This window comes from Mesorhizobium sp. M0243, from assembly GCF_040321775.1.
In the GTDB taxonomy this organism is placed as follows: domain Bacteria; phylum Pseudomonadota; class Alphaproteobacteria; order Rhizobiales; family Rhizobiaceae; genus Mesorhizobium.
The window spans coordinates 98,070-111,631 of record NZ_JAMYSF010000019.1 but is presented as its reverse complement, the minus strand read 5'-3'; the positions used below and the strand labels follow the sequence as shown (position 1 = coordinate 111,631).

At 63.7% G+C, this 13,562-nt stretch carries 14 protein-coding genes; 9 read left to right on the top strand and 5 right to left on the bottom strand.

The features are described from left to right. The first annotated feature begins 94 nt into the window (after positions 1–94). From NKJ11_RS23015 to NKJ11_RS23000, 4 genes are all read left to right on the top strand, one after another. Positions 95–724, top strand: coding sequence for a J domain-containing protein (locus tag NKJ11_RS23015; protein WP_032909134.1), 630 nt, complete (start codon positions 95–97; stop codon positions 722–724). 123 nt (positions 725–847) lie between these two features. Then, positions 848–1,834 carry a cobaltochelatase subunit CobS gene (gene cobS, locus NKJ11_RS23010; RefSeq protein ID WP_023811073.1) on the top strand — a complete coding sequence of 329 codons (987 nt, stop codon included), beginning with the start codon at positions 848–850 and terminating at the stop codon, positions 1,832–1,834. A gap of 11 nt (positions 1,835–1,845) precedes the next feature. Continuing rightward, complete coding sequence (cobT, locus tag NKJ11_RS23005; RefSeq protein ID WP_352441752.1) at positions 1,846–3,747, top strand: cobaltochelatase subunit CobT; 1,902 nt, start codon at positions 1,846–1,848, stop codon at positions 3,745–3,747. Then, complete coding sequence (locus tag NKJ11_RS23000; protein ID WP_352794304.1) at positions 3,744–4,772, top strand: esterase-like activity of phytase family protein; 1,029 nt, start codon at positions 3,744–3,746, stop codon at positions 4,770–4,772. The genes cobT and NKJ11_RS23000 overlap by 4 nt, the downstream gene beginning before the upstream one ends. A gap of 11 nt (positions 4,773–4,783) precedes the next feature. On the opposite strand, the gene NKJ11_RS22995 is transcribed toward NKJ11_RS23000, so the two are convergent. From NKJ11_RS22995 to rpmB, 3 genes are all read right to left on the bottom strand, one after another. Beyond that, the gene (locus NKJ11_RS22995) at positions 4,784–5,455 is read right to left on the bottom strand and encodes a spermidine synthase family protein (protein ID WP_352441750.1); all 672 of its coding nucleotides are present in this window, start codon (positions 5,453–5,455) and stop codon (positions 4,784–4,786) included. 59 nt (positions 5,456–5,514) lie between these two features. Further along, positions 5,515–6,195, bottom strand: a complete 681-nt coding sequence (locus NKJ11_RS22990) for a queuosine precursor transporter (protein WP_352441749.1) — start codon at positions 6,193–6,195, stop codon at positions 5,515–5,517. Positions 6,196–6,376: 181 nt separating this feature from the next. Next, entirely contained in the window at positions 6,377–6,673 is a 297-nt protein-coding gene (rpmB, locus tag NKJ11_RS22985) for a 50S ribosomal protein L28 (protein WP_013529373.1), read from the bottom strand. A 272-nt stretch (positions 6,674–6,945) separates the two neighbouring features. On the opposite strand from rpmB, the gene NKJ11_RS22980 reads away from it, so the two are divergent. From NKJ11_RS22980 to NKJ11_RS22970, 3 genes are read left to right on the top strand one after another with little or no spacing between them, the layout of a single operon-like run. Then, positions 6,946–7,734: a DUF3108 domain-containing protein gene (locus NKJ11_RS22980; protein WP_023811078.1), complete on the top strand. Its 789-nt coding sequence runs from the start codon at positions 6,946–6,948 to the stop codon at positions 7,732–7,734. Between the two features lie 34 nt (positions 7,735–7,768). After that, on the top strand, positions 7,769–8,704 hold the full coding sequence (yddG, locus tag NKJ11_RS22975) for an aromatic amino acid exporter YddG (protein WP_352794303.1): 936 nt from the start codon (positions 7,769–7,771) through the stop codon (positions 8,702–8,704). After that, entirely contained in the window at positions 8,701–9,375 is a 675-nt protein-coding gene (locus NKJ11_RS22970; protein WP_128304673.1) for a lysoplasmalogenase family protein, read from the top strand. Before yddG ends, NKJ11_RS22970 begins: the two co-directional genes overlap by 4 nt. A gap of 13 nt (positions 9,376–9,388) precedes the next feature. On the opposite strand, the gene NKJ11_RS22965 is transcribed toward NKJ11_RS22970, so the two are convergent. Both NKJ11_RS22965 and gloB read right to left on the bottom strand, forming a co-directional pair. Next, positions 9,389–9,829: a cupin domain-containing protein gene (locus NKJ11_RS22965; protein WP_128304672.1), complete on the bottom strand. Its 441-nt coding sequence runs from the start codon at positions 9,827–9,829 to the stop codon at positions 9,389–9,391. Positions 9,830–9,848: 19 nt separating this feature from the next. Further along, the gene (gene gloB / locus NKJ11_RS22960) at positions 9,849–10,616 is read right to left on the bottom strand and encodes a hydroxyacylglutathione hydrolase (protein ID WP_128304700.1); all 768 of its coding nucleotides are present in this window, start codon (positions 10,614–10,616) and stop codon (positions 9,849–9,851) included. A gap of 195 nt (positions 10,617–10,811) precedes the next feature. On the opposite strand from gloB, the gene NKJ11_RS22955 reads away from it, so the two are divergent. Both NKJ11_RS22955 and NKJ11_RS22950 read left to right on the top strand, forming a co-directional pair. Then, complete coding sequence (locus NKJ11_RS22955) at positions 10,812–11,594, top strand: class I SAM-dependent methyltransferase (RefSeq protein WP_352441747.1); 783 nt, start codon at positions 10,812–10,814, stop codon at positions 11,592–11,594. Positions 11,595–11,726: 132 nt separating this feature from the next. Beyond that, positions 11,727–13,553 (top strand): ABC transporter ATP-binding protein/permease, encoded by a 1,827-nt coding sequence (locus NKJ11_RS22950; RefSeq protein ID WP_352631937.1) that lies wholly within the window; start codon positions 11,727–11,729, stop codon positions 13,551–13,553. Positions 13,554–13,562: the final 9 nt, after the last annotated feature.

Sequence of the window (13,562 nt, the reverse complement as noted above, 5' to 3'; positions counted from 1 at the left end):
TCCGCCATTCGCCTGCTTTATGCCGCGATTCAGCGGTTAGGGCGATGATCGCGAAAATGTCAATTCTTGTTTCGCATCTGCGAACGCCCCATAAATGGGTAAGATGAAGCCGTACCCCAAATATTTCGAGAAGATTCGCGTCCGCCCCGACAAGGACGCGGAGCTGAAGTCGCACTCGCCGATCTGCCAGTGGGACGGCTGCAAGGAAGCGGGCACCCATCGTGCGCCGGTCGGGCGCATGAAGGAGGGCGAGTATTTCCATTTCTGCTTCGATCATGTGCGCGAGTACAACAAGGGCTTCAACTACTTTTCCGGCGTGCCGGACACCGAGGTCGCGCGCTTCCAGAAGGAAGCCATGACCGGGCACCGGCCGACCTGGAAGATGGGCGCCAACGGGGCCTCGACGCGGTCGTCGCCCGATATGGCCCAGATGCGTTCCGGCCGGGCCGGCTACTATAACCGCATGCGCGACCCGTTCGACCTGTTCAAGGGACCGAAGGATCCGCGCGAGGCGCGCGAGCGCAAGGCCAAGCCGCTTGAGGCCAAGGCGCTGGAAACGCTTGGCCTTGATACAAAGGCGACTGGCAAGGAGATCAAGGCGCGCTATAAGGAACTGGTGAAACAGCACCATCCGGATGCGAATGGTGGCGACAGAGGTTCGGAAGACCGGTTCCGCGATGTGCTGCAGGCCTATCGCGTGCTCAAACAGGCGGGCCTGTGCTGAGCGGCCATACGGTTCGTGTCGTTTTCCAACTTTCATAAGGTTGGAAAAGGCTCTAAGACCGCCCCCGGACAAAATCGATTGCCGGCGAAATCAGACGTTTCGCCCGTGGAGACGTTGAGAGATATGAACAAGGTCGATCGTGACATCGCCAACCTGCCCGACACGACGGTGTCGGTGAAGGAGAAATTCGGCTTCGAGTCCAAGATGGTGGTACCTGCCTATTCGGTGACATCGGAGCATGTGCCCGACATCGACCCGGACTATCTCTTCGACAAGAACACGACGATGGCGATCCTTGCGGGCTTTGCCTACAACCGCCGCGTCATGGTGTCGGGCTATCACGGCACCGGCAAGTCGACCCATATCGAACAGGTTGCCGCCCGGCTTAACTGGCCTTGTGTGCGCGTCAACCTCGACAGTCATGTCAGCCGTATCGATCTCGTCGGCAAGGACGCGATCGTCGTCAAGGATGGCCTGCAGATCACCGAATTCCGCGACGGCATCCTGCCCTGGGCCTACCAGCACAATGTCGCTCTGTGCTTCGACGAGTACGATGCCGGCCGTCCGGATGTGATGTTCGTCATCCAGCGCGTGCTGGAATCGTCGGGCCGGCTGACGCTGCTCGACCAGAGCCGGGTCATCCGCCCGCATCCGGCCTTCCGGTTGTTCTCGACCGCCAACACGGTCGGCCTCGGCGACACCACTGGCCTCTATCACGGCACCCAGCAGATCAACCAGGCGCAGATGGACCGCTGGTCGATCGTCACCACGCTGAACTATTTGCCGCACGACAATGAAGTCGCCATCGTGCTGGCCAAGGCCAAGCACTATCGCGACAGCAAGGGCAAGGACATCGTCAACAAGATGGTGCGCGTCGCCGACATGACGCGTTCGGCCTTCATCAACGGCGATCTGTCGACCGTGATGAGCCCGCGCACCGTGATCACCTGGGCCGAGAATGCCGAGATATTCGGCAATATCGGCATGGCGTTCCGGCTGACCTTCCTCAACAAGTGCGATGAACTGGAACGCTCGGTGGTGGCCGAGTTCTACCAGCGCGCCTTTGGCGAGGATCTGCCCGAGAGCGCCGCCAACGTGGTGCTGGGCTAAGCAGAGTCTCGATGGCGGGTCCGGGCGACAACACGCGCAACAAGTCGAAGACGGGTTCTGAAGCCGACAGCTTCAAGCGCGCCGTCACCGTCTGCATGCGCGCCATCGCCGGCGACAAGGAGCTGGAGGTCGGCTTCGCCAAGGACCGGCCGGCGCTCGCCGGCAGCCGTGCGCGTCTGCCAGAATTGCCGAAGAAGGCGTCGAAGACCGATATCGCGATCACCCGCGGCCTCGGCGATTCCATGGCGCTGAAGCGCGCCTGCCACGATGTGCGCATCCACACCAAGCTGGCGCCGGAAGGCAAGGCGGCCCGCGCCATCTATGACGCGGTCGAACAGGCTCGCGTCGAGGCGATAGGCTCACGCGCCATGCAAGGCGTCGCCGACAATATCGGCTCGATGCTGGAGGACAAATACGCCAAGGCCAATCTCGTCGACGTCAAGGACAAGGCCGACGCGCCGATCGAGGAAGCACTCGCCCTGATGGTGCGCGAGAAGCTCACCGGCCGTCCGATCCCGAAAAGCGGCGAGCGGCTGGTCGAACTCTGGCGCCCTTGGGTCGAGGAAAAGGCCAAGGCCGATCTCGACGGGTTGTCGGCCAAGCTCGGCGACCAGCAGGCGTTCGCCCGGGTCGTGCGCGAGATGCTCGCCTCCATGGAAATGGCCGAGGAGCTCGGCGACGACCAAGAGACGGAAGATTCCGAGGACAATGACGACAACCAGCCGCAAGGCGAGGAGCAGAGCGAGGAGGGCGGCGAAGAGGATTCCGGCTCCGAGCAGTCGCAGTCCGAGGACGCCGAAGCTTCGGCCGATGACGAACAGTCGGCCGAGACCGAAGCCTCCGACGCCACCGCGGACGACCTGTCCGACGATGACGACGCCGATGCCGAAACGCCCGGCGAGGCGCGCCGCAACGACAATCCCTTCACCAATCTGCCGAAGGAAATCGACTACAAGGTCTTCACCACGGCTTTCGACGAGACGGTCGGGGCCGAGGAGCTGTGCGAAGAAGAAGAGCTCGACCGGCTGCGCGCCTTCCTCGACAAGCAGCTGGCCAATCTGTCCGGCGTCGTCGGGCGGTTGGCCAACCGGCTGCAACGTCGCCTGATGGCACAACAGAACCGCTCCTGGGATTTCGACCTTGAAGAGGGTTACCTCGACCCGGCAAGGCTGGTGCGGGTCGTCATCGACCCGATGCAGCCGCTGTCGTTCAAGCAGGAGCGCGACACCAAATTCCGCGACACGGTGGTGACGCTGGTGCTCGACAATTCCGGCTCGATGCGCGGCCGGCCGATCACGGTCGCGGCAACCTGCGCCGACATCTTGGCCCGCACGCTGGAGCGTTGCGGCGTCTCGGTCGAGATCCTCGGTTTCACCACGCGGGCCTGGAAGGGCGGGCAGGCGCGCGAGAAATGGCTGAAGGACGGCAAGCCGCCGAATCCTGGCCGGCTCAACGATCTGCGCCACATCATCTACAAGTCCGCCGACCATCCGTGGCGGCGGGCACGGCGCAATCTCGGCCTGATGATGCGCGAAGGCCTGCTCAAGGAAAATATCGACGGCGAGGCGCTGCTGTGGGCGCACAACCGGCTGATCGCCCGGCCCGAGCAGCGCAAGATCCTGATGATGATCTCGGACGGGGCGCCGGTCGACGATTCGACGCTGTCGGTCAATCCGGGCAATTATCTCGAGCGCCATCTGCGCGCCGTCATCGAGCTGATCGAAACGCGTTCGCCGGTGGAACTGCTGGCCATCGGCATCGGCCACGACGTCACGCGCTACTACCGCCGTGCCGTCACCATTGTCGATGCGGAGGAACTGGCCGGCGCCATGACCGAGCAGCTGGCTTCGCTGTTTGCCGAGGAAAGCGCGAAGGATACGCGACGCGGCGGTGGTATGCGGCGCGCCGGATGATCTCCAGGCGCGGCGGGTTTCGGCAGACGCTTTTCGCCGCCATCGCCCTGCTTTCCGGCGTGGCTTCGGCGGCAGCCGGTTCGGCCGACTTTAGTTCTGTCGAACCGGCCGAAATCTCGGCCCGCCCGATCACCGAATTCCACATTGGCCGTGCCGGCAAGCAGTTCGGCCCGTTCGAATTCGTCGGCGGGCTGGAGATGACCTCGCCGACACGCGATTTCGGCGCGCTGTCGGCCTTCCGCTTCCTGAAAGCCGGCGGTGACTTCATCGGCGTTGCCGACACCGGCTTCTGGTTCTTCGGCACGGTGGTCCGCGACGCGGAAAAGCGACCCTCCGGCATCCAGAATTTCCGCATGCAGCAGATGGTCGACCAGACCGGCCGGCCGATCGACAGGAAATGGGAGGTCGATGCGGAAGGTCTCGCGGTCAAGAACGGCATCGCAACCGTCGGCTTCGAGCGCAGCCACCGCGTCGCCCAGTTCAAGATCGACCCCAACGACATGAAGGCACCCTTCAAGCCGCTGGATTTCGCCGTTCCGGCCCGCGAGCTGCGCCAGAATCGCGGCTTCGAGACCGTCACCCACGCCAATGCCAACGGCCAGCATGAGGGCGGCCTTGTCGTGGTCTCCGAGAAGAGCCTGGACAAGGCCGGCAACATCTATGCCGCCATCATCGAAGGACCGCACAAGGGCGTCTTTACCGTCAAGCGCAATGGCGATTTCGACATTACCGACGGGGCCTTCCTGCCGGATGGCGACCTATTGCTTCTGGAGCGCAGTTTCTCGATGGCCAGCGGCGTCAAGATGCGGCTGCGGCGCATCTATGGCGAAAGCGTCGAGAAGGGCGCGGTCGCCGACGGGCCGGTGCTGCTGGAGGCCGACATGGGCTACCAGATCGACAATATGGAAGGGCTCGACGTCTGGACCCGCGGCGACGGCGCGCTGATGGTGTCGCTGATCTCCGACGACAACCACTCGATCCTGCAGCGCAACCTCTATCTGGAATTCATTCTCCACCAGGATTGAGCCCGCCGGCTTTACGTCCTGGTGGCGATCCAGATGACATGGCGGGCGCCACGCTTGCCGTTGGCGCGCGTACTGACCTCTTCGACCCCGAAGCCTGCCTGCTTCAGCCGCCGCGTGAAGCCGATGTCGGGGCCTTGCGACCACACTGCCAGCACGCCGCCGGGTTTCAGGGCGCTGCGTGCGGCTGCGAGGCCGTGCACGCTGTAAAGTGCGTCGTTGGATTTGTGGACGATGCCTTCCGGGCCGTTGTCGACATCGAGCAGAATGGCGTCCCAGGCCGCGGGCCGCGACCGGATCAACTGCCCGACATCGGTTTCCTGGATGGTGACGCGAGGATCGTCGAGACAGCCGTCAAAGATTTCGGCCATCGGGCCACGTGCCCAGGCGACGACGGCGGGCACCAGTTCGGCGACGACTATTCCGGCATCATTGGCCAATTCTGTGAGTGCGGCGCGCAAGGTAAAACCCATGCCAAGCCCACCGATCAGGATTGTGGGCCGGCTCTGGCCGGCAATCCGCTCGCAGGACAGTTTTGCCAGCGCTTCCTCGGAACCGCTGAGGCGGCTGTTCATCAGTTCGTTGGTGCCCAGCATGATCGAGAATTCGGTGCCGCGCCGCTTGAGGCGAAGTTCTTGTGCGCCATCCGGGATCTTGGCCGAATCGAGCTGGACCCACGGGATCATGATCTTTGTCCGACCATGATCTTTTCCGAAAACCGGGTCCCACTTTTCGGGATCATGGTTTAAGCCGCTACCGCCGGCTGGCTCCAACGGGCCGCGAGCAGACGGTAGGGGATCAACGCCACCACGGCGATGATCAGCTTCACGCTGAGGTCGCCCAGCGCCCAGGAGATCCAACGCATCGCGTCGACATGGAAGATGCCCATCAAGGGTGCGTTTTCCAACGCAAAGCCGTCGTTGGGACCAGCGAAGGCGAAGGCGGCCGAGAACGCGACGGTGAAAAACACGGCGGTGTCGAACACCGACCCGACCAGCGTGCCGATGATCGGCGCGCGCCACCAGCTCTGCCGGCGCAGCCGGTTGAAGACGGTGACATCGAGCAGTTGCGCGCTGAGGAACGCCGCTCCGGACGCGGCCGCGATACGCACCAGCCGGTCGGCGGCGGTCTCGAGTTCGATCAGGCCGTGGCGGAACAGGAAGGGCGGGACAAGGATCGAGCAGATCACCGCCGTCATGAAGCCGACAAAGACGATCCGGCGCGCCGCAGTGGGTCCGTAGCGGCGGTTGGCGAGGTCGGTGACCAGGAACGAGAAGGGATAGGTGAAGGCCCCCCAGGTCAGAAGATCGGCCAGCGAGAGGCCGCCGATCTGACCCTGCATCGGGAATTGCACGAGAATGTTCGATGCCACGACGACAAGCGCCATGGCGGCCACGAATGGCAAATACCGCGAGAAGGAAGTCATTTTTTTATCCTGGGTAATGGAACCAGCCAAGCACCATGCCCATGCGGGCGATGCTTGCCTTCGTATGTGGGCACCGGATTGCCAAAACCTTGCGGCTTCGATCCGATGCTCAGGCCAACAAGATGTTGGCCAGAGGCCAACAAGAGGTCGGCCAGGGCGGTCGTCCCCCCCTTTGAACTGTTTAAGCGGCAGCCTGCTCGGCGGTCTTCTTGGCGATCTGCTTTTTCAGCAAACGGGCGCGCTGCGACAATTCCTTGACGTCTGCCTTGGCCAGGAAGGCGTCGAGGCCGCCGCGATGTTCGACCGAACGCAGCGCGTTGGCCGAAATGCGCAGGCGCACGTTCTGGTTCAGCGCTTCCGAAATCAGCGTCACATTGACGAGGTTCGGCAGGAAGCGACGCTTGGTCTTGTTGTTGGCGTGGCTCACATTGTTGCCGGACATGACTGCCTTGGCAGTGAGTTCGCAGGTGCGGGACATTGTTCTAACCTTCAGTTCTCGGGTCTGCCAAACACTCAAGCCCACGCCGGGTGGCGCGCGGTTCTGGTCAGGCGGCCTTATGGAAAAAGTTGGCGTTCCATAGTTGCATTTCGCCGAGGCGTCAAGCTCCGGCTTGCCCAGCCCCTGCATTGCCCACGGCGCGCCCGGCATTTTCATATTAAGGCCGGAATTCATCCTATAAGCGGTTCCATAGGGACATGCCAGACCGGAGTTGCCCGCCTCCGGCCCAAAATCAAGGACCCGATCCCGCCATGCTTCGTTCGCCACATGCCCTTGTTGCCATGCTTGCCATAGCTTTGCCGTCCGCCGCGTCTGCTGCCTCGCCGCAGTCGTTCAAGGGCGAGTACACGGTGTCGTTTCTTGGTCTTTCGATAGCGAAATCAACGTTTTCCAGCCGCTATGAGAACGGCGCCTACGCGATCCAAGGCAGTGTCACCGCGGCCGGTCTCGCCAAGCTGTTCGACGACACGCGCGGCACGATCTCGTCCAAAGGCACGATTGCGGGCAAAAAGATGGTGCCGCAGGCATTCCGCGCCGACTACACCTCCGGCAAGAAGGCATCGGTGGTCGACATCCGCTTTGCCAATGGCAGGGTCACTTCGACGAAGGTCGTACCGGCACCAGGCAAACGCGACCCCAAGAACTGGGTACCGCTCGGTGCCGGCGACCTGGCATCGGTGCTCGATCCCATGGCCGCCACCGTCATTCATGCCGACAGTCTCGACCAGGTCTGCGGCCGCACGGTGAAGTTCTATGACGGCGAGATGCGTGCCGACCTGACGTTGACCTACGCGTCGAAAGGCACGATCTCGGTCCCGGGCTACAAGGGCGACACCGTCACCTGCCAGATGGGCTTCGAGCCGGTGGCGGGTTATCGCAAGGGCCGCAAGGCGCTCAACTATCTCAAGAACAAAAGCCGCATGATGGTGACGTTTGCACCGCTCGGCCAAACCGGCGTATATGCGCCGATCCGTGCCACGGTTGGCACGCAGATCGGCACCTTGACCATCAGCGCCGGGCGTTTCGAAGCCGTACAATAGCCAGGCGCGGAATTGGCGCGCCACTGGAGACAGAATGGGGCGCGCAACACTGATCGGCTTTTCGGCGGTCGCCATGTGGGCGTTGCTCGCACTGCTCACCGATGCGTCGGGCCAGGTGCCGCCGTTCTTGCTGTCGGCGATCACCTTCTCGATCGGCACCGGCGTCGGGCTGGTCGCGCGGCTGTTCATGCCGGCACCCGACAAGAGCCAGAAGATACCGCCGCAGGTGTGGCTGATCGGCATTGCCGGCCTGTTCGGCTATCACTTTTTCTATTTCACCGCGCTGCGCAATGCGCCGGCGGTGGAGGCGAGCCTGATCGCCTATCTGTGGCCGCTGCTGATCGTGCTCGGCTCGGCGCTGATGCCGGGCGAAAAACTGGCCTGGAACCATGTCGTCGGTGCGCTGCTCGGCCTTGCCGGCACCGTGCTGATCGTCACCAAGGGCGGTGGGCTGGCCTTCGACGCCCGCTATTCCTTCGGCTATGCCATGGCTGCCGTCTGCGCCGTCCTGTGGTCGGCCTACTCGTTGTTGTCGCGGCGTTTCCCGTCGGTGCCGACCAGCATCGTCACCTGGTTCTGCGCGGCGACCGCGGTGCTGTCGCTCGCCTGCCACCTGGCGCTGGAACAGACGATTCTGCCTGACGGTGTCGGCCAGTGGCTGGCCGTGCTCGGCCTTGGCCTGATGCCGGTGGGTGCCGCCTTCTATGCCTGGGACATCGGCGTCAAGCGCGGCAACATCCAGGTGCTGGGTGCTGCAAGCTATGCGGCGCCGCTGTTGTCGACGCTGGTGCTGATCGCGGCCGGCGTCGCCGAGCCGTCGCTGCGCATCCTCGCCGCCTGCGTGCTCATCACCGGCGGCGCGGTGCTCGCCGCAAAATCCCTGTTCCTGCGCAAGCCGGCTGCGGTCGAGAGCGGAGCCGAGGCATCCGAAAGCGGAGCCGGGGCATCCGAAGGCGGAGCCAAGGCATGACGATGCCGTTTGCGGGCGGCATCGACGCCAATGCCAATGCGACACTGATTTTTTCGCTGGCGGCGGCGGTCATCTACGCCTTCACGCTTGGCATGCCGCCGACGCTGGCCCGCTCGGCCGCAAAGACGCTTGCCGTAGCGATGCTTGCCGTGCTGGCGGGGCTGCAAGGCGGCCCGCTGCTGCTGGTCGCCGCGCTCGCACTCAGCGCCGTTGGCGACGCCTTCCTGTCACGCGACGGCGAAAAGGCCTTTCTCGGCGGGCTGGCCAGTTTTCTTGTCGCTCACATCGTCTATGTCGCGCTGTTCCTGCGCAGCGGTGGCGGGTTGGGAGTGCTTGGCGCCGAGCCGTGGCGCGGAGCGATCGCGCTCGCCATGGCGGTGTTCGTGGTCATCGTGCTGGCGGCGCTGTGGCGTCGTGTCGGTCCCAGCCTGCGTATCCCGATCACCGTCTATATCGCCGCGATCCTGGCAATGGGCATCTCGGCGCTGACAACAAGCAATATGTGGGTGATCGGTGGCGCCGTGCTGTTCATGGCATCGGACGGGCTGCTCGCCACGGAGAAATTCCTGGTCGCCGCCATCTCGCCCCACCGCGCCTGGATGCGCTTCGCCGTCTGGGCGCTGTACTACGCCGCCCAGCTCGCGACCACGCTAGGCTTCCTGCTAAATTAGGGTTCTTGCCAAGTTAGGATTGTCCAGGCTGCCAGCCGGGTGCCGCCAGTTCAAAGGCCGCAAACTCGAAGCCCGGCGCGACGGTGCAGCCGACCAGCGTCCATTCGCCCAGGCTGCGCGCCGATTGCCACCAGCCTGCGGGCACGACGATCTGCGGCCGCTCACCGGCTGCGAGATCGATACCGAGGACTTGTTCTATGACCTGATCAACCTTCGGGCTGCCTTCTTCCCACATCGACAGCGCCAGCGGGGCGCCGGCATGGAAATGCCAGACCTCGGCGGCATCCTTGACCCGGTGCCAGGCCGAAACCTGATGCTCCTCAAGCAGGAAATAGATGGCAGTCGAATGGCCGCGCGCGCCGCCGGTGCCATCGCGAAAGGTCTCGGCATACCAGCCGCCTTCCGGATGCGGCTTCAGCCCGAGCGTCGCGATAATTTCTGCGGAGCTGGTCATGGCGACGATACCACCGGGCCTAGAAATTGTCCTTGCGCTTGCGGATTTCGGCAAAGACCTCGGCGTCCGAAGCTTTCTCCAGCCCCAGATGCTTGCGGATCGCCGGATCGTGCCAGCGCAGGAAGGGATTGGTCGACAGCTCCTCGCCGATCGTCGTCGGCAGCGTCGGCTTATTGTCGGCGCGCAGCTTTTCGATCTTGGCGGCGCGTTCCTTCAATGCCGAATTCGTCGGGTCGACGGTCAGCGCGAAACGGGCGTTGGCGAGCGTGTATTCATGACCGCAATAAATAATCGTTTCGGCCGGAAGCGCGGCCAGCTTCTTCAGCGAATCGTACATCACCGGCGGCTTGCATTCGAACAGCCGTCCGCAACCCAGCGCAAACAGCGTGTCGGCGGTGAACGCCACACCCGAAGCCGGCAAATAGTAGGAAACGTGGCCGGCGGTGTGGCCGGGCGTGGCGATGACTTCGATCTTTTCATCGCCAAGATGGAGGACCGAGCCGTCTTCGACGGTTTCGTCGATGCCGGGGATATTGGCCTTTTCCGCTTCCGGGCCGACGATGCGCAGCTTGAAGCGCTCCTTCAACGCAAGATTGGCCTCGACGTGATCCATGTGATGATGCGTGGTCAGGATCATCGTCGGCGTCCAGCCGGTGCGCTTTATCGCGGCCAGGATAGGCGCTTCCTCGGGCGCGTCGATGATCGCGGTCTGGCCGCTTTTGGGATCATGCACCAGCACGCCGAAATTGTCGCTGCGGCACATGAACTGTTCGATTTCGACCGGCATCGCATCTCTCCGTTTATGGCCGCAGACATAGGGCGCCGGCGCGTGGATGTCATCCTGGATGTTGAAGACATCCTGGATGTGAGCAACATTCCGGGACGTTGAACAACATCCCGCAATGTCTAGTGACATTCCCGGAATGCCAGGTCGTCGCGGCCTGTTGTTGAAACCCGCCGATATCGCGGCTACATCCCTGCCATGCATTCCGACATCGTCGATCTTCGCTCCTTCTATTCGACAACACTCGGCCGTTTCGCCGAGCGTTCGATCACCATGGCGTTGTCGTCGATATGGGCGGTCGTGCCCAACGAGCGGCTGGTTGGTCTGGGCTACACCTTGCCGTGGTTGGAGCGGTTCGGCACCGACGCCGAGCGGGTCTTCGCCTTCATGCCGGCGACGCAGGGCGCGGTGGTGTGGCCGGCGACAGGGCCGACGGCGACGGCACTGGTCTTCGACGAGGAACTGCCGCTGGTCGATTCCTGCATCGACCGCATGCTGCTCGTCCATTCGCTCGAACATGTCGAGAACCCACGTGAGACGCTGAACGAGATCTGGCGCGTGCTGTCGCCGGCTGGCCGGGTCGTCATCGTCGTGCCCAACCGGCGCGGTGTCTGGGCGCGCTTCGAGCACACCCCATTCGGCAATGGCCGGCCCTTTTCGCGCGGCCAGCTAACCGAATTGCTGCGCGAGGCGAATTTTACGCCCGCCGCCTGGTCCGATGCGCTGTTCTTTCCGCCGTCGAGGCGCCGTTTCATGATGCGCTTCCACAATGTGCTGGAGCGCGCCGGCCGGCGGCTGTGGCCGATCTTTTCCGGCGTCATCGTCGTCGAGGCGCAGAAACGGCTCTATCAAGGCGTGCCCGTCGTCCAGCGCGCCTCGCGCCGCGTCTTCGTGCCGGTGCTGTCGCCGCATGGCGCCACCCGGCTTGGCCGTCACAAAGCCGGTGCCGAGCCCTCGGCTGCGCGGGTGACGGCTTCGTGATCACGGCAAGCGTGCCTGACGTCGTTTCCCTGCCTATCTGTCGCAAGCGGGCCGACAGTTTATCCGGCAGCCCATACGAACGCCTGTCAAGTTTCTCCATCCGGTTTCAGCACTGACGCAAGGACCTCGGCCATGGCTGATCAACCGGACAATGCCGCCGCCGTTCAGCCGGTTGCCGTGGCGGTCGAAGCCAGCAGCCTGCGCGATCAGCTGATGACGATCCGGCGGGCGCTGGCGGGATCGCCGGTTCGCAAATGGTTGCAGTGGACATCGGTCGGCATCATGGCCGTGATCATCGCAACGTCGATCGGCCAGGTTCTGCTCAACCGCTGGAACCAGCCTTTCTACGATGCGCTTGCGCGCCGCGACATGGCGGCCTTCCTGCACCAGCTCCTCGTCTTCGCGATGATCGCCGGCGGGCTGCTGGTGCTCAATATCGGCCAGACCTGGCTCAACCAGATGATCAGGCTCAAACTGCGCGAGGCGCTGACGCTGGATCTGATCGATCAGTGGATGCGGCCGGCGCGCGCCTTCCGGTTGGCCAATGCCGGCGCCATCGGCGTCAATCCCGACCAGCGCATGCAGCAGGACGCCGCGCATCTGTCCGACCTGTCAACCGATCTCGGCGTCGGCCTGCTGCAGTCGTGCATCCTGCTGGTGTCCTTCGTCGGGGTGCTGTGGGAGCTGTCCTCGGGCTTCGTGTTCCACATCGGCGGGACCTCGCTGGCCATACCGGGCTACATGGTCTGGGCCGCCATCCTTTACGCCGGCATCGCCTCCTGGCTGAGCTGGCTGGTCGGGCGCCCGCTCATCCGCCTGAACAGCGACCGCTATACACGCGAAGCCGAGCTGCGCTCCTCGATGGTGCGCGTCAACGAGAATGTCGATGCCATTGCGTTGTATCATGGCGAGGCCGACGCCAGGCGGCGGCTCGAACTCGATCTCGGCACGGTGCTGGGCGCCATGCGGCGCATCTACGCCGCCCAGATCAACCTGTCCTGGGTGACCGACACCTATGGCTGGATCACCGTCGTGGCGCCCATACTGGTCGCTTCGCCGGTCTATTTCTCAGGTGATATCAGCTTTGGCGGGCTGATGATGGCGGTCGGCGCCTTCAACCAGGTCCACTCCTCCTTGCGCTGGTTCATCAACAACATCGGCAGTATCGCCGATTGGCGCGCCACGCTGATGCGCGTGGCCGATTTCCGCATCGCGCTCGATGAAACCGATGCGCTGCACGACACGGAAAAGCGCATCGCCTTCGGCCAAAACGTCAATGGCAGCCTGACTTTCGAGAAGCTCGAAGTGACCTCGCCGGAGGGTTGCACCAGACTCGCCGACTCGCATGTCGAAATCCGCCCCGGCGAGCGCGTCATGATCACCGGCGACCCCGGTGCGGGCAAGACGCTGTTCTTTCGTGCCATTGCCGGCCTGTGGCCATGGGGAAGCGGCCGGATCGGCCTGCCGGCGGGAGAAACCCCCATATTCGTGCCGCGCGTGCCTTATTTTCCGGTCGGCACGTTGCGCGAAGTCCTCGATCACCCGAACGGGCCCGCGCCGGCGAACGATGCCGACATTTCGGCGGTGCTGGCCGAGGTCGGTCTGGGACGGCTATCCTCGTCGCTCGACCGCGCCGGGCGTTGGGACCATGAGTTGGGCGATGACGAACAACGCTCGCTGGCCTTCGCCAGGCTCGCGTTGCGGCAGCCGAAATGGGTGATCATCGATGAGGCGCTGGATGCGTTCGACGGCCCATCGCTAAGACGCGTGCTGTCGATGCTCGATAAGCGTTTGCCGGGGACAGCGATCCTCAACATCGGGCGCGGCCAGCACAACAACCACTTCTTCCCGCGCGCGTTGACGATCATCAAGGATTCCGGTGCGCCAGCCCTGAAGCCCGCCCGCGTCAGAGCCGGCGCGATCGAACCGCCGCCAGCCGCCGCTCGTCGCAAGAAATGAGCTGATTTC

Excerpts from the sequence above, each read along its gene's own strand:
- NKJ11_RS23015 (WP_032909134.1), top strand. The coding sequence starts at position 95 with ATGGGTAAGATGAAGCCGTACCCCAAATATTTCGAGAAGATTCGCGTC.
- cobS (WP_023811073.1), top strand. The coding sequence starts at position 848 with ATGAACAAGGTCGATCGTGACATCGCCAACCTGCCCGACACGACGGTG.
- cobT (WP_352441752.1), top strand. The coding sequence starts at position 1,846 with ATGGCGGGTCCGGGCGACAACACGCGCAACAAGTCGAAGACGGGTTCT.
- NKJ11_RS23000 (WP_352794304.1), top strand. The coding sequence starts at position 3,744 with ATGATCTCCAGGCGCGGCGGGTTTCGGCAGACGCTTTTCGCCGCCATC.
- NKJ11_RS22995 (WP_352441750.1), bottom strand. The coding sequence starts at position 5,455 with ATGATCCCGTGGGTCCAGCTCGATTCGGCCAAGATCCCGGATGGCGCA.
- NKJ11_RS22990 (WP_352441749.1), bottom strand. The coding sequence starts at position 6,195 with ATGACTTCCTTCTCGCGGTATTTGCCATTCGTGGCCGCCATGGCGCTT.
- rpmB (WP_013529373.1), bottom strand. The coding sequence starts at position 6,673 with ATGTCCCGCACCTGCGAACTCACTGCCAAGGCAGTCATGTCCGGCAAC.
- NKJ11_RS22980 (WP_023811078.1), top strand. The coding sequence starts at position 6,946 with ATGCTTCGTTCGCCACATGCCCTTGTTGCCATGCTTGCCATAGCTTTG.
- yddG (WP_352794303.1), top strand. The coding sequence starts at position 7,769 with ATGGGGCGCGCAACACTGATCGGCTTTTCGGCGGTCGCCATGTGGGCG.
- NKJ11_RS22970 (WP_128304673.1), top strand. The coding sequence starts at position 8,701 with ATGACGATGCCGTTTGCGGGCGGCATCGACGCCAATGCCAATGCGACA.
- NKJ11_RS22965 (WP_128304672.1), bottom strand. The coding sequence starts at position 9,829 with ATGACCAGCTCCGCAGAAATTATCGCGACGCTCGGGCTGAAGCCGCAT.
- gloB (WP_128304700.1), bottom strand. The coding sequence starts at position 10,616 with ATGCCGGTCGAAATCGAACAGTTCATGTGCCGCAGCGACAATTTCGGC.
- NKJ11_RS22955 (WP_352441747.1), top strand. The coding sequence starts at position 10,812 with ATGCATTCCGACATCGTCGATCTTCGCTCCTTCTATTCGACAACACTC.
- NKJ11_RS22950 (WP_352631937.1), top strand. The coding sequence starts at position 11,727 with ATGGCTGATCAACCGGACAATGCCGCCGCCGTTCAGCCGGTTGCCGTG.